We start from the raw sequence: 22,308 nt of genomic DNA, 5'->3' as shown, positions 1-22,308 counted from the left end.
AAAGATAATTACTCTTATCCTATAGCTTGTTTTAAATCGTTTATTAAGTCTTCTTCATCTTCAATACCTACACTTAACCTAATTAAAGAGTCTACTACTCCTGTTTTTTCGCGCTCTTCTTTTGGTATGCTTGCATGTGTCATACTTGCAGGATGACCACATAAAGATTCTACACCACCTAAGGATTCTGCTAACGTAAATACTTTAAGATTCTCAACAATTTTAATAGCTTCATTGTAGTCGTTTCCTTTAGTAACAAAACTTATCATACCTCCAAAATCTTTCATTTGCGCTTTTGCAATTTCATGGTTTGGATGACTTTCAAAACCTGGCCAATATACCTTTTCAATTTTTGGATGAGATGCTAAATATTCTGCAACAGCTCTTCCGTTTTCACAGTGACGTTGCATTCTTACGTGTAACGTTTTAATTCCGCGAAGCGCTAAAAAGGAATCTTGTGGTCCACAAACGGCTCCACTTGCATTTTGTATAAAATATAATTTATCTGCTAACTCTTTATCTTTTACTATAAGTGCTCCCATAACTAAATCGCTATGTCCACCTATATATTTTGTTGCAGAGTGCATTACCAAATCAGCCCCAAGATCTAAAGGTTGTTGTAAATAAGGTGTAGCAAACGTGTTATCTACTGCTAAAAGCACATTATGTTTTTTAGCAATCTCTGTAGTTGCTTTAATATCTATAATATTCATCATTGGGTTAGTTGGCGTTTCTACCCAAATAATTTTTGTGTTTTCTGTAATATAATCCTCTATATTACTTGCGTTTTGCATACCAATAAAGTTGAATTTAATTCCAAAATTCTTAAATATACTGGTAAATAATCTATACGTTCCGCCGTATAAATCGTTTGTACTTATTACCTCATCACCTGGCTTTAAAAGTTTCATTACCGCGTCAATAGCAGCAAGACCAGATCCAAAAGCTAATCCATACTCACCATTTTCTATACTAGCAAAAGCGTTTTCTAAAGCTTGGCGTGTTGGGTTGTGTGTCCTTGAGTACTCAAAACCTTTGTGTCCACCAGGTGTAGATTGTGCGTATGTTGAAGTCTGATAAATTGGAGGCATTACAGCACCATAAGCTGGGTCATGTTTTTGTCCACCATGTATCGTTTTTGTGTTAAATTTCATGTTTATTTAGTTTTTAAAGTTGAAATAATCATCTAAAAATTTATAATTCTTATTTTTGAATGCAAGGCAGATGTTTTTCAACTTAATTTGTAATTATTGCAACAAAAATAACGTTTAATTCGTTGTATTCAAACTTCATTATTAGCTTTAGTTTATGTTTAACAGTATGAATAATTTCAAGACTTTTTATCTACTTTTTTTGTGTTTTATAGGCTTTTTTTCTTGTGAAAAAGAAAAGACATTATCGTTTTCAGAAATTCATATTTCTAAAGAAAAAGAAACTTTTGTGGACATTGTCATGCCTAAAGCAAAAGGAGACTCTAATGTTGCTAAAAACATAAATACATCACTTAATAATTTTGCTTGCGATATTTTAAATGTAGATAGTGCTAAAGAAAAAAAACTAACTATAGACCAAAGCATTACAGCTTTTAATGCCTCTTACATAGGTTTTACAACACTTTTTACTGAAGATGTCGCTAAAGACTTCCCTAAATGGGAAGCGTTTATTGATGGAGAAATTTCTTTTCAAAACGAATTTATTATCTGCATTGCCATGAATGGAAATGTACAAACCGGAGAAGCTAACAGCAACTTGATTTTTAAGTTTTTTAATTTTGATCCAGCAACTGGAAAAGAATTAAAAACCAAAGATTTAATTAACGATTTAAATGGGTTTAAAGCATTAGTTAAAAAATATTATGATAAAGAGTTAATGACCGTTCATAACGGTTTACAATCTCAAAATTTAGATTTTAAGCTACCTAAAACTATCGGGTTTAATGAAGAAGGTATTATTATCTTTTACAACAATTTTGAATTTGGCGCACTAAGTAAAGAGCCTGTTGAGTTTACAATACCATACGTGGTAGCAAATTCTTATTTAAAATTTTAAATACAGCGTTTTAAAGCCAAAACATAACCTAAATGGATTCCTTCATGAAAATTGTTAAACGCAATAGCCTCATCAACATTGGTTAAAGTACTTTTAGTAGTTACTGTATATTCATGATAGGTTTGAAAAATTCTGTTTTCATAATCTTCCTTTGTTTTTTCAATAGTACTAAACAATAAACCTTTAATTAAATCTACTTCTGCTTGGGTTACATCACGTTCTACCTTTGTACCTTTTCGATACATTTCAACCAACTCATCACTTATAATCATAGGTATTGCAGATAAATTGTAGACTAATAATTGTTGGGTTACAATAGTATGAGCTACATTCCAAATAATATTATTATTAAAGCCTTCAGGAACTTTATTAAGTTGTTCTAAAGTTAAATTTTCAAGTAAATCTTTTAAAAATTTTCTACTTTTTAAAGTAGTATCAAATGCAAAATCCATAGTATTTCAATTTTCAATAAAATTAAATATTTATGCTATTTAAAACTAATTTCACTTCAATTTTTAAAAAAAATGTTGGGTATTGTGCTTTCGCAGAAGTTTTGCCAGAAAAAGCATTAAACTTTTGCAAAAAAAATCGAAATTTGCCAAAAATGTAACATCATGAAAAACGTTTACTTCCTTAAAACTTGTAACACATGCACAAGAATTATTAACGAGTTGAATTTAAGTGACGACTTTAAATTTCAGGAAATAAAAAGTGAACCATTAACAGCAAAACAAGTTGATGAGTTAGCAAAATTAGCAGGAAGTTACGAAGCTTTGTTTAGTAAACGTGCTAAGTTATACAAAGACATGGGCTTAAAGGACCAAAATCTAACCGAAAAAGATTTTAAACATTATTTACTTGAACACTATACTTTTTTAAGCCGACCAGTTATTGTAATTAACGACAAAATTTTTGTTGGTAGTAGTAAAAAAACTGTAGAAGCAGCCAAAGAAGCACTAAATGAATAAACTAAGAATATTTGCTTTAATTGCTGCGTTTATAGTACAATTATTGTATGGATTAACCTTTACTTTTGCAAAAGACGTAATGGCTAACGGTTACATAAAGCCGTTTGGTTTTATTGCATTACGCGTTGGTGGAGCAGCTATTCTATTTTGGGTTGTCAGCCTTTTTGCTCCAAAAGAAAAAATAGAACGTAAAGATTTTAAAACTTTTTTTCTTGCATCCATATTTGGAGTTGTTGTTAATATGTTATTTTTCTTTAAAGGGCTAGAACTTACAACACCCATACACGCATCGGTAATAATGATTACCAGTCCTATTATCGTATTAATACTATCTTCTTTTTACTTAAATGAAAAGATAACAAAACTAAAAGTTTTAGGTGTTATTTTTGGATTTACTGGTGCTGCGATATTAACAGTTTATGGTAAATCACCAAATCCAGGAGACAATGTGTTATTAGGAAATATTATGGTGCTAATTAATGCGTTATCTTACAGTATATATATTATAATAATAAAGCGTTTAACAGAAAAATACCATCCGTTTACATTTATTAAATGGTTGTTTTTGTTTGGTTTTTTTATGGTATTACCGTTTGGATATTCAGATTTAACTTTGGTAGATACCTCTACGTTTACACCTTACATTTGGTTTTCGGTAATTTTTGTAGTTGTAGGTGCTACATTTGGAACATACCTATTAAATCCTTTAGCGCTAAGACATTTGCGCGCATCTACAGTAACCGTATTTATTTATTTGCAACCTTTAATTGCTGGTATTTTTGCAATTATTATGGGAAGCGATGCAGTTACAGTCGTTAAGATTTTAGCATCGGCTTTAATCTTTTTAGGTGTGTATTTAGTTACCAAAAAACCTAAACTACAAGCTTAGGTTTCTTGGTGTTCTGTTATGTTTTCTGGTGTCTTCTTTTGTTAAGATTTTAAAATCTTCAGTTTTAGGAAAACTACTTGTCAGCTTTAATAAATCGTCCGGTAGATTAGTTAATTTTCTAGAGTTTAAGTCTATCCAAGCTCCAAAAATTTCACAAAAAGCAAGATTTTCACCTTTATGATTGTAAAAATTATGATCAAATTTAAAGAACATTCCGTCTTCGCTTAAACCAGATACTTCAAGAGTTACTGTTACTGGATAACCTAAAAAGGTTTCTTTAAAATAATGTACATGCTCATGAAAAACCACAGGACCAAGACCTTCTTTTACCAATTCTGATAAAGAAAAACCGTGTTCATGTAAAAACGCTGTACGTGTATGACTCATAAAATTTATATATGCAGAGTTAGCTAAATGTCTGTTAGCATCAATATCACTCCACCTAATCTCAAACTGTTTTTTGTACATCTTTAAAAAATTTAAAACATCAAAACTACAATTATTTACTGTGCGTGCATAATAAATAATCTAAATAAGCTGTTAAAATTGTATTTCTTAGGCGTTAACATTTTACTTACCTTTGCGCTTAATAAATTCATTTTGTTTATGATATATTCAATGACAGGTTACGGTAAATCTGTACTACAGTTGCCAACAAAAAAAATTACAATCGAGCTAAAATCTCTTAACAGCAAAAACCTAGATTTGAATGCGCGCATGCCTTCTATTTACAGAGAAAAAGAGCTTGAAATTAGAAAGCAAATTGCTAATCAATTAGTGCGTGGTAAGGTAGATTTTTCTATTTATGTAGAAACTACTGCAGACGATACATCTACGCAAATTAACACGCCAGTTGTTAAACAATACATGCAACAATTAAAAGATGTTGTTGATGGTGATGATACCGAATTACTAAAAATGGCGGTTCGTTTTCCTGATGCCTTAAATACGGTTAGAGAAGAAATTGACGAAAACGAATGGACGCAAATACAAACTGAAATTACCCAAGCAATTAACGCTTTAAACCAGCACCGTTTAGACGAAGGAAAAGTGTTAGAAGCAGATTTTAATGTACGTATAAAAAATATTGCAGACTTGTTAGATCAAGTAATAGCTATAGATCCAGAACGTATTGAATGTGTTAGAGAACGACTAAAAAAAGGCGTTGAAGAACTTAAAGAAAAGTACGACGAAAATCGTTTTGAACAAGAACTAGTTTACTACATAGAAAAGTTTGATATTACTGAAGAAAAAGTACGCTTAAACAATCACTTAAACTACTTTACAGAAAGTATTAATAGCTCAGATAGCAACGGTAAAAAATTAGGATTTATAAGCCAAGAAATTGGTAGAGAAATAAACACTATTGGTTCTAAAAGCAACTACGCACCAATGCAACAATTGGTCGTACAAATGAAAGACGAACTTGAAAAAATTAAAGAACAATTACTTAACGTTCTTTAAAATAAAAGCATAATCTATTGGACAAAGACAACACAAAACAAGGTAAATTAATTGTTTTTTCTGCACCATCTGGCTCAGGTAAAACAACCATTGTAAGACATTTACTTAAAGACGATAATTTAAATTTAGCCTTCTCAATTTCTGCTACATCAAGAAAAAAACGTGGTACAGAAGAGCATGGTAAAGACTATTACTTTTTATCTTTAAAAGACTTTAAACAACATATAAAAGACGACGATTTTTTAGAATGGGAAGAAGTTTACCGCGATAATTTTTATGGAACTTTAAAAAGTGAAGTCGAGCGACTTTGGGCATTAGGCAAAAACGTCATTTTTGATATAGACGTATCTGGCGGATTGCGTATTAAAAGAAAATTCCCGGAGCAAACACTTGCTGTTTTTGTAAAACCACCAAGCATAGACGAGCTTAAAATACGACTAAAAAAACGTAAAACAGAAAGCGAAGACAAGATAAATATGCGTATTGCTAAAGCCAGCGCAGAGCTTGCAACAGCACCACTTTTTGATATTATCATAGAAAACGACAACCTAGATAAAGCATTAGCGGAAGCAGAAAATTTAGTTGGTACTTTTGTAAAATCATAAAAAATAATTTATAAAACTGAGCGTAATAAATTGTCTCTTTTTTAACTAAACTATGAAAATAGGTTTATACTTTGGATCCTTTAACCCAATACATATTGGGCATTTAATTATAGCCAACCAATTGGTAGAAAACAGCGATTTAGACCAAATCTGGTTTGTAGTAACGCCACACAATCCATTTAAAAAGAAAAGTACACTTTTAGACAATTACCAGCGCTTAGAAATGGTCTATCTAGCCACGAAAGACTATGATACGTTAAAAGAAAGTGATATCGAGTTTAACTTACCGCAACCTAACTATACCGTTAACACTTTAGTCCATTTAACCGAAAAATATCCTAAACACGATTTTGCCTTAATCATGGGCGAGGATAATTTAAAAAGCTTCCATAAGTGGAAAAACTACCAAACTATTTTAGAGTATCACTCCATTTATGTGTACCCACGTATTAGTGAAGGTAAAATAGACACACAATTTAATAATCACCCAAAAATAACACGTGTAGATGCACCAATTATAGAACTATCTTCTACTATGGTTAGAAAAGCAATAAAAGAAGGCAAAAACGTTAAACCTTTACTACCAGAAAACGTTTGGGCTTATTTAGATGAAATGAATTTTTATAAGTAGAATGAAGCATCGCTTGGCTTTATTAAATTTTTCTGCTAACTTCGTTTAACAATCGTTAGCAACAAGGCAAGACAAACATTGAAAACATTTTTACACATATTACTTATCAGTTTGCTTCTGATTTCTTGCAAACCAAATAAGGCGGAATTAGATTCAGCCGAACCTCAAACCTACAAACGAATTAGCGGAAATAAAACTTGGGGATTTGTAAACCAAAAAGGAGATACAATTATACCTCTTCATAAATATAAATTTCTTAATCCAATTGACGAGGAAGGGATGATACTCGCTCATAACAATGGAAAAAGTGGTTATATAAATATTACTCAGGACACTTTAATTCCATTTAAATATGATGATTTGAGTGTATTTTCAAATGGACTTGCACCAGCAGAATTAAATGGGAAACACGGATTTATTGACAGAAAAGGGAAAGTCGTAATACCATTTGAATATGAAAACGAAAGTCATTTTTATAAGTGTGGTTTAGCTAGAGTCCGTAAAAATAATAAATATGGGTTTATAGATAAAACAGGTAAAATAATAGTTCCAATTGAGTTTGAGAAAGTAAGAGATAATAAAGGGGACGAACTCGTATGCGCAATGAAAAATGGAAAATGGGCGTTTTTCTCTTGTGATGGTAAAAGACTTACTGATTTTGAATATGACAAAATCACAGAGGTTTCATATAACGATAGGACTAACACATATTTTAAAAAGGGATTATGTCGAGTTGAAAAAAACGGTCAACTTGGATATATCAATTCAAATTTTAAAACTATAGTTCCTTTTGGGAAATTTGACATTGCAGAACCTTTTCAAAACAATTTAGCGATAGTATCTAAAAATGGAAAATATGGAATTATTGATAGTTTAGGAACCTTAATAATTCCTTTAAAATATGACCTAATCGAACATCCAGCGATATACTCAAATATATTTTCCGAATTTTTAACCAATGATTCGGGAAAGTATGGATTACTTGATTCCAATGGAGACATTCTTCTCGAAAACAAATACAATGAAATTGTTTGGGATAGACTTAAACGAGGAGAAAATCAACAAAAATATTACATCTACAAAGAGAATGGGAAATTTGGAGCTATAAACGCAAAAGGAGAAATAATTATACCTTTTAAATATGAGCAATTATCAAATTTTAAATATCAAGATTTTACGATAGCAAAAATGAATGGCAAATTTGGTGTTATTAACTCATTTGCCGAAACTATTATTCCTTTCGAATATAACTCAATAACTTGTAATGAAAGAAAACAATGGTGCAACCTTTTAATACTTGAAAAAGATGGTAATGTAGGTTTAGCAGACTTAAAAGGGCAATTAAAAATCCCTTCTATTTACCAAGAAATATCACCTTGCTTTTATGATGAAACCAATAGGTTTATTGTCAAAAAAAATAGTCTTTTTGGGATAATAGATATTAATGAAAATATAATTATTCCAATAGAATATAATGAAATATCTAATTGGGTGGAATATGGTCCAGACGAACATTTTGTAACAAAGAACAAAAAGAAAGGATTAATTAGTAGGGAAGGAAAAATAGTAATTCCACCTATTTATGACGAAATTTTAGTAGATAACTCTAAACTAATCAAAGTTAAAAAAAACAGTTTATTTGGAACAATCAATTGGAAAAACGAAATAATTAATCCAATAGAATACGAACAAATTTTATGGGAATGGCCATATCTGACAAATAAAGAATTGGACACTATTTATTTAAAAAAGAATGGAAAATATTTCTCAACTGATATTAAAGGGAAAGTTTTAGAACAAAAGGTAAGCGCGAAAGTAATTGATAAAAAATTTAGTTATATATTAAATTACCGATAAAGCCCAGTTGCTAACAACGTGTATAAAACATAGCTAATATAGGCTTTCCTAGAGGTTTATGTTTATTTGCTAAGTCCGCCAAATTTTTAGACTTGGCTTTTAAGATTGATAAGTTAAAAACAAAATATAAAAATTCGGCTCTGTGTTAATCCGAAAAGTTAGCGTCTTTTTCACGCTACGTTCCATACACAAGACCGTTAAACGAAACTTCCCAAAACATTTACAATTTCCTTAACCCTATTTCTTTAGTAAAAGCTTTAATTTTAGAGTAAACCAAAAATTAAATTATTTTATGAAGAGAAAAGCAACAGCCATTTGGCAAGGTACAGGTAAAGACGGTAAAGGATTTTTAAATGGTCCAAGTGGTGTTTTAGACAATACACCTTATAACTTTAAAGCGCGTTTTGAAAACGAAGACGGTAAAGCTGGTACAAACCCAGAAGAGCTAATTGCAGCAGGACATGCTGGTTGTTTTGCTATGGCGCTTAGTTTTGCTATACAAGAAGCCGGTTTTGAAGCTAATAAATTAGATGTAGATGCTACTATTACTGTAGAGCAACAAGATGGTGGTTTTGCCTTTACACATATACAATTGGACCTAACAGGTAAAGTAGATGGAATGGACGAAGCTAAATTTAAAGAACTTGCAGAAGGCGCTAAAAAAGGTTGCCCAGTAAGTAAAGCTTTAAGCAGTGTAGATATTAGCCTAAACATCACTTTTGAAAGTTAAGATTAAATGTTTATCACATAAAAAAGCCAACCTTTTAGGGTTGGCTTTTTTAGTATTAAAACCTCTAATTCGCTTATTAAATATTCTTTTTATTTAATCTTTGTTATTAAAAAAACCGCTTAAAATTAACTTCAAGCGGTCTTAAACTAACTAAACTAATTCTCAAAAATTACTCACTAACTAGGGTTTATTTTTCTCTAGTATTTTCTCTAGGGTTATCTTTTTTTCTGGTGTGCTGTTTACGTTTTTTCTCTCCAGATGTTTTACTTCTGTCTGTTGTTTGTCCAACTTTTAAATATTGTATATAACCTCTTCCTGTAAACTCATAAACCGTACCAGAACTTGGGTGATATAATTCTACTCTTTGATCGTTTACAATGCTTAACTCAAAAAACTCATTATCAAAATAATCATAATCTAAGGTTAGTGTTTTTAGGTACATATTTCCGTTAACATCATTAACACCATACAATCCAGAATAATCCCAATATATATTGTTTGGATTTGTTCCTTCAGGATCTTGAGAACTTCTAAAGTTGTTATCATTTCCGCCAGATAAAAACTGAAGGAAGTTTTCGTTATCAAATTCGTTTAAAGCACCAAAGTTACTTGTGTATGTTTTTTCCCAAGCTTCATATTCTTGTAAAAAGTATTGTATATTATCATAAAACACATAATCGTAATCAAAATTTGAACGTTGATAACCATGTAAAAAATATGACGTATCATTAAATGGATTATACAATTCAATAGTATTATGATCTATTTGGTATACATCAAAACTATCATAACCATCAATATCATGATCTATATCCAAAATCATATCGTAAGCATTATAGTAGCCTATTTGTATACCATAACCGTTACCTTGACTACCAATACCAACTAAATTATTATTAGCAAATAAGTTTCCGTTTCTAAAAGATACAGTAAAAGCCATTTGTAAAAAAGGTGTCTCACCATAACCAATAGTTTCGTTAATGTCTACGTACCACAACTCGTAAGAGTTTAGTAATTGATTAACCGTTATTGGTTCTTGATAATTATCATAAGCATAATCATCTACGATAACTTCTGTATAACACGATGTAAATAATAATGCTATTAAAGCAAAACCTGAAAGTAATTTTATCGTCTTCATAATGTGTCGTTTTAAGGATTGATATAAATTAATTTTCAAAAGGCGTGCCAAAAATTAAAAGTGATTGATTTTCAATATGAATTGAAGTCTTTAATTTTACGTATTTTTGACCTAGAATTTAAATGAAATTATGAGTCAACCATTAAAATATGCTGTTTTTGGATCAGGAAGCTGGGCAACCGCTATCGTAAAAATGCTTTGTGAAAACTTAGAAGAAGTTGGTTGGTACATGCGCAGTGTTTATACCAAAGAACATATTCTTAGAGAACAACATAACCCGAATTATTTAAGTTCTGTCGAGTTTCATTTAGAACAACTAAAACTTAGCAATGATATTGATGAAATTGCTAACTATGCAGATGTTTTAATTTTTGTAATTCCTTCGGCATTTATTCATTCTGAATTAAAAAAACTAACTGCAGATATTACTGATAAAATTGTAGTCTCGGCAGTAAAAGGAATTATACCAGAAACTGGTTTATTGGTTGGAGAGCATTTTCATGATAATTATAAAATTCCTTTTGAAAATATTGGCGTTATTGCAGGTCCTTGTCACGCAGAAGAAGTTGCTTTAGAGCGTTTATCTTACTTAACAATTTCTTGCGCAGACCAGAAAAAAGCACAAATTATTGCCAATGCTTTATCTAGCGATTATATAAAAACCAAAACTAGCGACGATGTTATTGGGACTGAATATGCAGTAATGCTTAAAAATATTTACGCTATTGCGGCTGGTATAGCACATGGTTTAGGTTACGGTGATAACTTCCAAAGTGTGTTGATGAGTAACGCTATACGCGAAATGAAACGTTTTATTAAAAAAATGCATAAAATGAAACGTAACATTAATAACTCTGCTTACTTAGGCGATTTATTGGTTACTGGTTATTCTACGTTTTCTCGTAATCGTATGTTTGGAAACATGATTGGTAAAGGCTACACTGTAAAATCTGCACAAATGGAAATGAATATGGTTGCAGAAGGCTACTACGCTACAAAGAGCGCTCATTTACTAAACGATAAGAATAAAAAGAAAACCAAATTACCTATTATAAATGCTGTTTATGATATTTTATATGAAGGTAAAGATCCTAAAAAAGTGTTTAAAAAACTTACTGATAAATTAAATTAAAATTAACGTTTTATTTGTTAATTAATTATCGTTGGTAATTTACATTTGCTTCGTGAAGAAATTTTTACAAATATTACTTTTATTTAGTGTAACAATAAGCTTAAATGCCACTACAATTAATTATAATTTTAGTGACCAAGCCAATATTGTTTCAACTAATAGTGAAACTGTATCTTCGCCAGTAAAACACAATACTGTTGCTAATACAGCAGATCCTATAAACATTACTTTTTTAGAGGTCAACCTTGTTGATTACCCTAATAGTCTAAATAAAGATTTAGATTTTAACTTTAAACAGTTTTTAACTTATTTCTCTAAAAAATGTAATCTTAAACTACATTACCTAAATGCTATTCCTGTTAGCTTTAAAACTACAGATATAGCTTACCCTTTTCATACCCATCTATAGCATTTGTTTAAATTCTAGACTTATTAAGATATAACATCTTAACACATTTTCTTATTTAAAAAATTAAAACAAATGGATACAGCAAATACCCTTATAGGTGTTGTGATTACCCTTTGCTGCGGTATTCCTTTCTTTTTAATGTATATCTCTAAAAAGAAAAAAACACAACAAAAAACTCAAATATTTAAAACCATTGCGCAAGATAATGGACTAACTATTAATAAAGTAGACATCTTTAACCATCTATCTTTTGGTATTGATACAAATAAAAAAATAGCTTTATTATCTAACTCATCTACACACAAAATTGTCGATTTAAAAAATTGTGAAGGTGCAGCTTTAGATATTAAAAAGAAACGAATTAATAAAACAACCGAACAAATAACAGACGTTATTATAAACTTTAAAATAGTAAATAATGATATTGTAGGTTTTAATATTTTTAATACTGACGTTAATAGACTTATTAACGGCGAGATAGAAGTTGGTCAAAAATGGACTAACACTATAAACCAATGTATTAAGCAATAAAACTATAAAAAAATAAGCCTTGAAAATTCAAGGCTTATTTTACTACTACACCACGTACCTTCATTAACGGTACAGGTTGTAAGGCATTTTTATTAATCGTGTTTTTTCTAAAAGTATATGTTTTATCATACATAGTATTACCTTCAAAAAACGTGACTTTAAATTGGTTGTTAAGCGCAAAAAGTTCTTCTTGGATAAGCTCTATTTTGGCATAACTTTTCTTAGGAAGCTTATCTATTTTTTTTCTAAAAACAGAGGTTGTTTTACTATCAGAATAACCACTTGTAACTATTATTACAGTATCTAAATCTACGTCTTTATCGTTTATAATGTATGCATTCCAATCTTGGGTTTGGTACACATCATTATACTCGTTAACTATTGCAATGTAAACACCTTCTACTTTTGGAATATGAATATCTTTTTTCATACTAATCTTTTAGTTTAAGTACACAAAAATAGTATTTTAAATTAGTTTAAAATTAATGTGTAATCAATATCATTTACACTTATACTTTTTTTGTAAATATTCAATATTGGCTTATTGACTAATACTTTTAATTGTAAAAATTCTTGTCGGTTAAACATCAGAATAAGATTGTCTTGCAAGGTAGGAATAGGTATCTTTTTAGAAATGTTAGCTTCAGCATATTTACACTCCCAAAATTCTGGTTCTAAATTTAAAACATACTGCTTAAATTGCTTAAACTCGTTTACAGTAAATTCAAAATAAATATTATTAAACTCTAAATGAAAATGCTTGCAGTTTTTACACAATGACAATTCTCCTTGAGATGTTTTTGATAATGTTTTTATGTTATTACACATAATCTTAAATTTTATGTTAGTAACAATCCATCTTTATTTGACCGTTATCTATAAAGTAACTTACGTTGTTACTAAAATTGCTCTGGCAAATAGTATCTAATTGATCTAAAACACTAGTCTGCATTGCAACCGAACCACAAATCATAACTACTCCTTTTTGCTCTAATACAGAAGCTATAATGTTGTCTTTTTGTGCCACAATATCTTGAACATACGTTTTATTCCCTTCTTTAGAATAAGCTATATTACATGTGGTTAGTAACTGCTTTTGTTTTGCTTCAATTAAATAAGCATCATAAATATTAACTGAAGCTTGCGTACGCGTGCCCCAAAACAAATGTTTTTTAATGTTTGGGTTTTGATTAATCATACCCAAAAAAGGTCCAATTCCTGTACCATTTGCGATAAAAACAGCATGTTTTGTGTGTTTTGGAAGGTAGAACGATGGATTTTTATTAATTCGTGCTTTGATAATTTCACCTGCTTTTAACTGACTAAAATAATTTGAACAAACTCCAAACTGATGCTTTTTTACACTTAAAACCAGTTTATCTTCAAATTTTCCTAAAGAGTATAATCGTTCTATTTGATCTTCTTTAGGAAACACCGATAACAAATCACCAGATTGTATTTTGTGTGTTTTTTTGGTTTGTAAAGTCAACACAAAAGTATGATCTTGGTTAATTTCAGATTTTGAAACTACTTTAAAATCTTGAAGATTTTTTGGTGTTTGTAGTTGTTTTACTTTAGGTATTTCTATGTCTAATTGCGATTGTAAATTAAACGCTATACACCAATTTTTAAACGTATCTAAAGACTGATTGTTAATTGTTTTTAACGGTAAAAATTGGGTGAAATTCTGACTATTATTTAGTGCATTATTTACATCTTCTGCAAACTGGCAATAAGCCTTATACTGTAACGATCCAAATCCAACAACACTAAAGTTTAGACTTTGGTTTTGTGGCGTATTTTTAAATGTATCTAAAAATTTATTAGCGTTTATTGGCGCTTCACCATCGCCATACGTTGCTGTAAAAACAATTAAATGTTCAGCATTTTTGTAGGTTGAGTAACTGTTTAAATCAGAAATAAAAACACTGTGTTTTGCATTTATCAAACTATTGAATAATGCCGAAGCAAATCTATAAGTACTTCCTGTTTCTGATCCTACAAGAATGATAAATTTTGCTTGATCTTTAGTGTATTTATTCTTTGGGATTACAGTATTTTTCTTTCGTCTTAAAGTCATATCAAACCCAGAATACATAAAATACAAGATGTTTATGGTTGCAATTAACAAAATTACTGACCAAATAATACTGCCTTTTCCTGTATGTAGATTTAAACTTAGTGTTGAAAAATAAGACGTTAAAGATGTGTTTTGTTCGCTTAAAATTTCACCAGAATATTGATGTATTAGCAGCTCTTTATCTTTAAGTTTTAATGTGTAGTAATCCTCGACAAACTCAGAAAAAGGAAACTCTAAATGGTTAACTTGATCTAAAGTAATTGCACCAAATATTGAATCTGATTTTTCTGTTGAAGATGCCTCTAACGCTTCAAAATCTACATTGTGTTTAATCGCTTGGTCGGTAATTACATCAAACTTAAGCAGCGATAAGTACACACCAGTTATAGTAATAATAATAATTGGTACAAGTGACCAACGACCAAGTACAATATGCCAATATTGTGACGGATTTTCTTTTACAATTTTGGCAAAAAAGTGTTTAATTCCGCTTTGTCTTTTAACGACTAAAATAAAACCGGTAATTACAATTAAAAGCAATAAAAAAGAGCCTAAAGCGACTAAAAACCGACCGGTACTTTTTAAAAATAAAGACCGATGTAAATTGGTTGTAAATTGAAAAAATTTTGATGGCGAGATTTTTTCACCTAAATAATTAGCTGTTTTAGGATTAAAATAGCCTTCTAGATTTTTACCATCTTTAGTAACAACAGAAGCAGATACAAACTGGTTTGCATCTACTTCTATTTGTAAAACTTCTGGATATGTTTGTTTAAAGGTATTAACTGTTTGGTCTAGACTAATTGTTTTTAAATCTTCTACTTTATAAGGTTGAAGTTGTTCTGAAATAGGCTGAAATGCTAAAATTACACCTGTAACAGACGCTAATAAAATAAAAACAGACGCTGTAATAGCTAATGCTAAATGACTATATCTCCAGATAGAAATGGTCATACAAAATACTAGTTAGGCATTAATCTAACGTATCTAATAAAGCCTTTACCTTCGTGTTTTGCTTTGACATTTTCTGTAGTTAACTCAAACTCGACATCGCTTGTATAGTATTCTTGATCTTCTACAGCTGTTTCAAATCTAAGTTTATAACCTTTATTTAATTTAGAATCTTTGATATCTAATATGCTTATTGTACGTTGTCCACCAGATACTGTTGCTCCTGTTACCGCATCTATATTAGCTCTAACCTTACCTTGAAACTTCCACCATTCGGTAATATCAAAATACCACTCGTCGTCATCGCCTTGTACATACAGTGTTTTTTCGTATTCGCCATTTGGATTAATTAAAGAAACTACAACATAAGCGCCTTCACCGGTATAATTGGTCAATTGAATCATGCATTTGTATTTACTAGTATTTATATTGGTAAATGACAATAATGCAAATGATAGCAGTATAGTTGATATTGTTATTTTTAATAATTTCATTATATAATATTTATTTTAAAATTTCTAAAGAAACATTATTTTGTTCTAATAACTCGTTTTCTGAAGCTAAATCATAAGCTGATTCTCCAAATTCGGTTTTAATTGTTTTATCTGCACCAATACTTAATAAGTATTTTATGATTTTTTCGTCTTTAGAAGACATTGCAGCTAAATGTAAAGCTGTATTACCATCATTATTTATAGCATTAACAGCTGCTACTTTTAGATTTACAACTTGCTTAATCAAATCTAAATTTTGCTTATTTACAGCAAGATGTAATAACGTATTACCATCTTTTTGTTTTTTTGAAATATCTAAACCTTTAGATTTTAAAAACTCTAATTTAATTGCAAAATCTTTAGGCTGTCTTGGGCTAAAAGCTTCAATTAAATAATAATTTAAGTTATTACCATTGGCATCTACAACATCTACTTTAGCTTCTTTACTTATTAATAATTTAATCACTTCTAGTGTATTACTTTGTGTGGCTAACATTAAAGCTGTTTGACCTTTTTTATTATGATCGTTTATATCTTTTACTTGTGGTATAAGAGTTTCTATCACTTTAATTGAATTTCTTGATACTGCATTTAAAAAAGGAGTACTTCCGTCTTTATCTTTTGCATTTACATTATTTCCTTTACGTATTAAATAATTTAATACATCTATATTTTGTGATCTTGCAGCAATGTAGTGTAATGGTGTTACGCCTTCATTAGACGATGTATTTGGATTTAAACCTTGTGCTTCTAAAAATGTAAACACTTCTAAACCATTTGATACATTTCTTGTTCCTTGGCTAGCAAATAGAAACGCTTGATCGTTACCTTTTACTCCTTTATTAGAAAGTTTTTGTAACAATTCTAAATTACCAGTTTTGGCTACATAATTATAAATTCCGTTACCATTATTATCTGTAGAATTTAAATCTAATCCTTTTCTGGTAAAGTAATCTATTAACTTAAAATCTTTATCACTTGGTGCTGCTAGTAATAAAGCGTTAGCGCCACTATGATTAACGTCTTTTTTTAGATTTGCACCGTATTTAATACATAAATCATACACCTTTGTGTTTGTTTGTCCTGCATTTGCCGCAAAGTTTAAAGGTGTTAATCCGTGATCATCTAAAATATCTGTTTTTGCACCATTATCTAATAAATATTGCATAAAACTGTCATTACCCTTATAGGCTGCCCAAAAGATATATGTACGTCCATCGTGAGTTAGTTTATTAACATCATTACCCTTTATAGATTGTAAATATTGTAATGTTTCTAATGGTGCATCTTGTAATATGGCATACACCATTGGGTCAAAACTATTCGGATTTAATTGTGTAGGGTCATTCCCTTCTTCTATAGCTGTTTTAACAGTTTCTACAGTAGTTGTGTTAGACCAAAATTTTCTATCTAACAACTTGTTATTTTGCGCAATTACACTAAAATTTATGAATAGTATAAGTATTGTAAGTAAATGTTTCATATTCTATTTTTTTACAAAAGATTCTATCGTTTTATCGATGTCTTCTTTGTTGGTTAATTCTTCATCAAATAAATGTTTAAATAACACTTTATTATCTACTTTATCTTCAAGATGTAAATCCTTATTTCTGTTATAAACTTCGCTCCATTTTGCACGAACTGTTGCCCATTTTTTGTCATGCTCTTTCCACCAGTTTATAGCACCTTGACAACGACTATCTTCTACTTTTACATAAGTATTATAACCTTTTTCTTTGGCTAAAATAATATCTTCTTTGCCTTCTTGACGAATAATTTTAGCATTATCCTGGTCGTGTAACCAACCATATTCTGTAATCTCGTGTCTATTACCTCTTAATGTTACATTATAATCGCTACGTTTTGTATACTCACGTCTTGGTAATGGTGCAGTTGTTGTGTTTTCCCAAAAGCTTTTACCGTCCACATGTACCCAAGTCGCACTACCTTCGTAACGTGGACTATCATCTACTTGATATACTTTTTGCGTCCATTGTCCTTCTACCTCATCTTCTGTTTTGGTTTCAAAACTCCATTTATTATCACCATCAAACATGTAAAAATCTTTATTTTGGAACAACCAATCTTGACGCCAATGTTTTACTATATATGGTTGCTCTGGACTACCTACTTGTAATAAATGTTGGATTGAAATTTTATTATCTGTGTCTTCTACCAATTGTGCCCATTCTAAACCTTTATCAACTTTAGTTTTAGATGGCTTATATAAAGAATCTTGACTGTAATTAAAGGTTTCTGCAAAGTTAAAAGTGACTTCATAACATCCGCACATTTTTTTTATAGCTGCCTGATCTTGTTCTTTTTTAGATTGTGCAGTAGCGCTAAATGCTACAAAGAATAATAAAGTAATAACTAGATAATGTTTCATTTTGATGAATTTTAATTTTTTTTAAAAAATATTGTTCTTATTTAGACTGAATTAAAATAACGTTTATATTTGTGGCAAATTTAATCAAGAATGATTCTAAATAAAAAACTTTTAACGCTTTATTTTTCTTTTTTTTCGGTTACACTTCTTTTTGCTCAAGAAAAAGTTAGTGATACTACCAAAATTGAACAGTTAGAAGAAGTTGTTGTTACTGGACAATACAATCCTCAGTCTATCAAAAAATCGGTACATAACGTTATTGTTATAGACCGTGAAAAAATTGATAAACAAGCTGCTAACACCTTAGCTGATGTCTTAAATTTTAATTTAAACTTAAACATTATCCCTAATGCTCAAACAGGAAAATCTACAATTTCATTTTTTGGATTAGATGCCCAATACTTTAATATCATGCTTGATAATGTTCAAATCGTTAGTGATAATGGATTAGGTAACAACATTGATTTAACACAAATAAACTTAGATGACGTAGAGCGTATAGAGATTGTAGAAGGTGCTATGGGTGTAGAATACGGAGCAAACTCCGTTGCTGGAGTTATTAATATTATAACTAAGAAAAAACTAGATCATGATTGGCAGATTCAAACCTTTATACAAGAAGAAACTGTTAGTGACGAGTATGAGTGGTTTGATAAAGGTAGACACATTCAAGCCTTAAGTATTGGACATAGAATAGATGATACTTGGAATGCAAAATTGAGTGCCAATAGAAATGATTTTGCTGGTTTTTTTAATAACAAAAAAGGAAAAAACCACTATTTTAATGATGGTTTAAGAGGTTATGACTGGTTACCTAAAACACAATTTAATGGTAAAGCCGCTATAAACTACAACTCAGATAATTTTAATGCTTTTTATAAATTCGAATATTTTAACGAAACATTAAATTATTACGACGCTTCTGTTAGAGCTAATATAGATGTACAATCGCAAACAAGTAATCCATCTGCTACAGACAGAATTTTTAAAACTAATAGACTAATAAATAATTTAAATATTAATGGTCATTTAAAAACTGGTGCAGTCTATAACGCAACATTTTCCTATCAAACACAGAAAAGAGATTTAAACCAATTTAACTATTATATCTTAACTGAAGAGAAAACTAACGAAACCGACGAAACTTATCAATCTAGTGATGTTTTCTTTTCTAAAGGAACTATAAATAATCTGTCAAAAAGTGACAAAATTAATTATCAATTAGGTTACGAAACACGTTTTATAAAAGGATTTGATACACAAGCATCTGGCGATGTAACACAACAAGACCAAACCTTAAAACAAGAAAACTATGCTGTATTTGGATCTGCAGAAATAAAACTAATAGATAAGTTTTCCCTAAGACCAGGATTAAGATACGAATATAACTCCATGTTCAAATCTCAATTATTAGCATCATTAAATGCTAGATATCTACTTAATAAAGGATATGAAATTAGAGCAAGTATAGGATCGTCGTATCGTACACCTAATTTTGAAGAACTTTACTATTATTTAGTAGACTCTAATCATGATATTAGAGGTAACCAAAACTTATCTCCAGAACATGGTTTCTCATCATTTTTAAACTTAAAAAAACGAACTTGGTTTAAGGATATATCACTATCAAATAACATTAAATTAAGTTATATCGATTTAAAAGATAAAATAGAACTAGCTGTCATAAATCCAACGCCATTACAATATCAATATATAAATATAGACGGATACAGACTTTGGGGAATTACTTCAGAAAACACAATTAAAAAAGATAATTGGACGCTTAATTTAGGTGCTACATATCAAGGTATTTCAAGAATTATGAATAATGAAGAAAATGCTAAAAACGACTACCTATACGCCTTACAATTAAACACAAGCGCATCATATTTAGTAAAAAAATGGAATACTGCATTTACAATATTGCTAAAGCATAATGGTAAACAAGAAAATTACATTGCCGAAGGTAGTGACGACCAAGGAAATTCATTATTTAAAAAATACACTACAGATGCATTTAGTTGGATGGATGCTTCTATAAAAAAGACATTTTTTGATAAAAAAGTAGACTTTACAATTGGTGCCAGAAACATTTTTGATGTTACCACTGTAGCAATAAATGGAGCCTCAACATCTGGTATACACAGCACAAATAACTCTAGTTTATTACTAGGTTATGGTAGATCATATTATTTCAAACTATTATATAATTTAAATTTTTAATACTAACTCAAAATGAAAAACAAATTTTTAACATTAGTACTATGTTTAGGTGCATTAGCTCTAACTAATTGTAGCAGTGATGATGACAATAACTTACCGTCAGAGCCAATACAAGTTATTATCGAAGGTGCAGATGTAGCACCAACAGTTGGTGGTCCAAACCAACAAAACCAAGTATATGTAGACTTAAGCACTAACACAATGACTAGTGTACAACGTGATTCTTGGGATTTAGGGTTTTATACAGGATCAGACTTTAAAGTTATCATAAACAGCTCTATATTTATGGCGGCAGGACAATTATCTTCAACAGATATTGATGCCGTAAACTCAAATAATCAAGAAGTTCAAGACTTACAACCTCAAGTAGCTGTTGGTACTTTTGATGATGCAAATATGGCTTATATAGATGCGCCTAATGGAGATTTATCAAATACAGCTTTCGCTGAAATCTCTGCAACAAACTCAAATAATTATGTGTATTTAGTAAACTTAGGTGACGAAGTAGGAACAGCAACAGCAAGTACAGGAAGCGTTGAAATTTCTGGCGAGTCTAGAGGATGGAAAAAAGTAAGAATCTTACAAGATGGTAATAACTACATCCTACAATACGCAAATCTTGACGATACTACACACCAAGAAATTACCATATCTAAAGATGCTGATTACAATTTTACATTTTTTAGTTTTAATACCAATAGTATTGTAAATGTAGAACCTAAAAAAGAAGAATGGGACTTAAACTTTACTGTTTTTACAAACGAGATACCTGGTTATGGCTCTTATGGATATTCAGATTATGTTTTAAATAATACCTTAGAAAATGCTATTGTTTATATGATAGATACAGAAGTAGACACAGAATTATCTTATGACAATTTTACTTTAACCGATGTAGAAACTTCTTTATTTGTTGAAAATGATAGAAGAACTATTGGTAGTAGTTGGAGAAATGGTGGTGGACCAGGTACTTTACCGTCTTTAAAAGACAATGTATTTTATATCGTTAATGATACAGATGGTAACCTTTACAAATTAAAATTCTTAGCCCTAACTAACGAAAACGGAGAACGTGGCTATCCAGAATTTGTATACAGCTTATTACAATAGTGTTAATTGTAATTGATTAAAAAGTGAAAAAAGCCTTAGTTAAAAACTAAGGCTTTTTAATTATTAAAAAATCTATTTTGATACCTTGTATTTACTACACCTTGTAAATTATAAATTACCATATGCCTTAAAAGCATATCTTCTGAATATATCTCAAACAAATTATTGTCTTTAAACAATAAATTATCTACTCTAAAAAAGTAAATTTTCACTAACAAATCTACATCTACACTTTCAATTAAATCACCTTGTGATTGGGCTTTTTTAAGCAAGACACTTGCAGTATTTTCTGATAAATTCTCAGTAAATTCACTAAATAATTTAAAGGCTTTTGGGTAGTATTTTTCTAATCCAAAAAGAAAAGAAGGCTTGAAATATTTTAAATATTCAAACCCTCTTTTATAGATAAATATAACACTCAAAATAGGATCGTTTTCATTCTCAGAAATGATTCTATTTATATCTTCTTTATACTCATTTAATAAAGTTTCAATGCTTGCAACGACAAGATCTTCTTTATTCTTAAAAAATGAATATATGGTCTTTTTAGATATACCAAGCGTTGTTGCTAACTCATCTAAAGTCACGTGTTTGCTACCAAATTTTGTGAATTTGGCAATTGCGCATTGTAGCAATTCGCTTTTGGTAATCATAG

At 30.0% G+C, this 22,308-nt stretch carries 24 protein-coding genes; 13 read left to right on the top strand and 11 right to left on the bottom strand.

Features of this window, described 5'->3' with window-relative positions:
* Positions 1-14 precede the first annotated feature (14 nt).
* The gene (locus ACEQT4_RS02655) at positions 15-1,154 is read right to left on the bottom strand and encodes a cystathionine gamma-synthase (RefSeq protein ID WP_370225885.1); all 1,140 of its coding nucleotides are present in this window, start codon (positions 1,152-1,154) and stop codon (positions 15-17) included.
* 166 nt (positions 1,155-1,320) lie between these two features.
* Between ACEQT4_RS02655 and ACEQT4_RS02650 the strand changes: the two genes are divergently transcribed.
* Entirely contained in the window at positions 1,321-2,049 is a 729-nt protein-coding gene (locus ACEQT4_RS02650) for a DUF3298 domain-containing protein (protein ID WP_370225884.1), read from the top strand.
* Here ACEQT4_RS02650 and ACEQT4_RS02645 read toward each other — a convergent pair.
* A complete protein-coding gene (locus tag ACEQT4_RS02645; RefSeq protein WP_027879641.1) occupies positions 2,046-2,501 on the bottom strand; it encodes a DinB family protein in 456 nt (151 codons plus the stop codon). The genes ACEQT4_RS02650 and ACEQT4_RS02645 overlap by 4 nt on opposite strands.
* A 162-nt stretch (positions 2,502-2,663) precedes the next feature.
* Between ACEQT4_RS02645 and ACEQT4_RS02640 the strand changes: the two genes are divergently transcribed.
* Complete coding sequence (locus ACEQT4_RS02640) at positions 2,664-3,017, top strand: arsenate reductase family protein (RefSeq protein WP_370225882.1); 354 nt, start codon at positions 2,664-2,666, stop codon at positions 3,015-3,017.
* Positions 3,010-3,906: a DMT family transporter gene (locus tag ACEQT4_RS02635; RefSeq protein ID WP_370225880.1), complete on the top strand. Its 897-nt coding sequence runs from the start codon at positions 3,010-3,012 to the stop codon at positions 3,904-3,906. The genes ACEQT4_RS02640 and ACEQT4_RS02635 overlap by 8 nt, the downstream gene beginning before the upstream one ends.
* Here ACEQT4_RS02635 and ACEQT4_RS02630 read toward each other — a convergent pair.
* Entirely contained in the window at positions 3,895-4,374 is a 480-nt protein-coding gene (locus ACEQT4_RS02630) for an acyl-CoA thioesterase (RefSeq protein WP_370225878.1), read from the bottom strand. The two genes, ACEQT4_RS02635 and ACEQT4_RS02630, sit on opposite strands and share 12 nt — an antisense overlap.
* Before the next feature lie 138 nt (positions 4,375-4,512).
* Here ACEQT4_RS02630 and ACEQT4_RS02625 point away from each other — a divergent pair, with 138 nt between their 5' ends.
* The 5 genes from ACEQT4_RS02625 to ACEQT4_RS02605 all read left to right on the top strand — a co-directional run bounded on the left by ACEQT4_RS02625 (position 4,513) and on the right by ACEQT4_RS02605 (position 9,193).
* The gene (locus tag ACEQT4_RS02625; RefSeq protein ID WP_370225877.1) at positions 4,513-5,370 is read left to right on the top strand and encodes a YicC/YloC family endoribonuclease; all 858 of its coding nucleotides are present in this window, start codon (positions 4,513-4,515) and stop codon (positions 5,368-5,370) included.
* A gap of 17 nt (positions 5,371-5,387) precedes the next feature.
* Positions 5,388-5,975 (top strand): guanylate kinase, encoded by a 588-nt coding sequence (gmk, locus tag ACEQT4_RS02620; RefSeq protein ID WP_370225875.1) that lies wholly within the window; start codon positions 5,388-5,390, stop codon positions 5,973-5,975.
* A 52-nt stretch (positions 5,976-6,027) separates the two neighbouring features.
* On the top strand, positions 6,028-6,606 hold the full coding sequence (gene nadD / locus ACEQT4_RS02615) for a nicotinate (nicotinamide) nucleotide adenylyltransferase (protein WP_027879647.1): 579 nt from the start codon (positions 6,028-6,030) through the stop codon (positions 6,604-6,606).
* 78 nt (positions 6,607-6,684) lie between these two features.
* Positions 6,685-8,463, top strand: a complete 1,779-nt coding sequence (locus ACEQT4_RS02610) for a WG repeat-containing protein (protein ID WP_370225874.1) — start codon at positions 6,685-6,687, stop codon at positions 8,461-8,463.
* Positions 8,464-8,755: 292 nt separating this feature from the next.
* The gene (locus ACEQT4_RS02605) at positions 8,756-9,193 is read left to right on the top strand and encodes an OsmC family protein (RefSeq protein ID WP_027879649.1); all 438 of its coding nucleotides are present in this window, start codon (positions 8,756-8,758) and stop codon (positions 9,191-9,193) included.
* 187 nt (positions 9,194-9,380) lie between these two features.
* Here ACEQT4_RS02605 and ACEQT4_RS02600 read toward each other — a convergent pair whose 3' ends face one another.
* Complete coding sequence (locus ACEQT4_RS02600; RefSeq protein ID WP_370225872.1) at positions 9,381-10,334, bottom strand: nicotinic acid mononucleotide adenyltransferase; 954 nt, start codon at positions 10,332-10,334, stop codon at positions 9,381-9,383.
* A gap of 130 nt (positions 10,335-10,464) precedes the next feature.
* Between ACEQT4_RS02600 and ACEQT4_RS02595 the strand changes: the two genes are divergently transcribed.
* The 3 genes from ACEQT4_RS02595 to ACEQT4_RS02585 all read left to right on the top strand — a co-directional run bounded on the left by ACEQT4_RS02595 (position 10,465) and on the right by ACEQT4_RS02585 (position 12,406).
* Positions 10,465-11,466, top strand: coding sequence for an NAD(P)H-dependent glycerol-3-phosphate dehydrogenase (locus ACEQT4_RS02595; RefSeq protein ID WP_370225871.1), 1,002 nt, complete (start codon positions 10,465-10,467; stop codon positions 11,464-11,466).
* 52 nt (positions 11,467-11,518) lie between these two features.
* Positions 11,519-11,875, top strand: coding sequence for a hypothetical protein (locus tag ACEQT4_RS02590; RefSeq protein WP_370225870.1), 357 nt, complete (start codon positions 11,519-11,521; stop codon positions 11,873-11,875).
* A gap of 72 nt (positions 11,876-11,947) precedes the next feature.
* On the top strand, positions 11,948-12,406 hold the full coding sequence (locus ACEQT4_RS02585; RefSeq protein ID WP_370225869.1) for a hypothetical protein: 459 nt from the start codon (positions 11,948-11,950) through the stop codon (positions 12,404-12,406).
* 34 nt (positions 12,407-12,440) lie between these two features.
* Here the strand turns inward: ACEQT4_RS02585 and ACEQT4_RS02580 are convergent, their stop codons facing one another.
* Genes ACEQT4_RS02580 through ACEQT4_RS02555 form a run of 6 tightly spaced genes read right to left on the bottom strand, consistent with a single transcriptional unit; the run spans position 12,441 to position 18,320 of the window.
* On the bottom strand, positions 12,441-12,836 hold the full coding sequence (locus tag ACEQT4_RS02580) for a hypothetical protein (RefSeq protein WP_370225867.1): 396 nt from the start codon (positions 12,834-12,836) through the stop codon (positions 12,441-12,443).
* Positions 12,837-12,877: 41 nt separating this feature from the next.
* Positions 12,878-13,234 (bottom strand): DUF6686 family protein, encoded by a 357-nt coding sequence (locus tag ACEQT4_RS02575; protein ID WP_106677122.1) that lies wholly within the window; start codon positions 13,232-13,234, stop codon positions 12,878-12,880.
* A gap of 16 nt (positions 13,235-13,250) precedes the next feature.
* Complete coding sequence (locus ACEQT4_RS02570; protein WP_370225866.1) at positions 13,251-15,440, bottom strand: PepSY domain-containing protein; 2,190 nt, start codon at positions 15,438-15,440, stop codon at positions 13,251-13,253.
* 8 nt (positions 15,441-15,448) lie between these two features.
* Complete coding sequence (locus ACEQT4_RS02565; RefSeq protein WP_370225865.1) at positions 15,449-15,931, bottom strand: DUF2271 domain-containing protein; 483 nt, start codon at positions 15,929-15,931, stop codon at positions 15,449-15,451.
* Between the two features lie 10 nt (positions 15,932-15,941).
* Positions 15,942-17,414: an ankyrin repeat domain-containing protein gene (locus tag ACEQT4_RS02560; RefSeq protein ID WP_370225864.1), complete on the bottom strand. Its 1,473-nt coding sequence runs from the start codon at positions 17,412-17,414 to the stop codon at positions 15,942-15,944.
* A 3-nt stretch (positions 17,415-17,417) separates the two neighbouring features.
* Positions 17,418-18,320 (bottom strand): DUF6607 family protein, encoded by a 903-nt coding sequence (locus ACEQT4_RS02555; protein ID WP_370225863.1) that lies wholly within the window; start codon positions 18,318-18,320, stop codon positions 17,418-17,420.
* A 90-nt stretch (positions 18,321-18,410) separates the two neighbouring features.
* On the opposite strand from ACEQT4_RS02555, the gene ACEQT4_RS02550 reads away from it, so the two are divergent.
* Together ACEQT4_RS02550 and ACEQT4_RS02545 are read left to right on the top strand one after the other, a co-directional pair.
* Positions 18,411-20,543, top strand: a complete 2,133-nt coding sequence (locus ACEQT4_RS02550) for a TonB-dependent receptor plug domain-containing protein (protein ID WP_370225861.1) — start codon at positions 18,411-18,413, stop codon at positions 20,541-20,543.
* A 12-nt stretch (positions 20,544-20,555) separates the two neighbouring features.
* A complete protein-coding gene (locus tag ACEQT4_RS02545) occupies positions 20,556-21,653 on the top strand; it encodes an HmuY family protein (protein ID WP_370225860.1) in 1,098 nt (365 codons plus the stop codon).
* 56 nt (positions 21,654-21,709) lie between these two features.
* On the opposite strand, the gene ACEQT4_RS02540 is transcribed toward ACEQT4_RS02545, so the two are convergent.
* The gene (locus ACEQT4_RS02540; protein WP_370225859.1) at positions 21,710-22,306 is read right to left on the bottom strand and encodes a TetR/AcrR family transcriptional regulator; all 597 of its coding nucleotides are present in this window, start codon (positions 22,304-22,306) and stop codon (positions 21,710-21,712) included.
* Positions 22,307-22,308 lie beyond the last annotated feature (2 nt).

The organism is Mesoflavibacter sp. (genome assembly GCF_964226795.1).
Lineage (GTDB): Bacteria > Bacteroidota > Bacteroidia > Flavobacteriales > Flavobacteriaceae > Mesoflavibacter > Mesoflavibacter zeaxanthinifaciens.
This window is presented reverse-complemented; position numbering and strand designations above follow the sequence as displayed.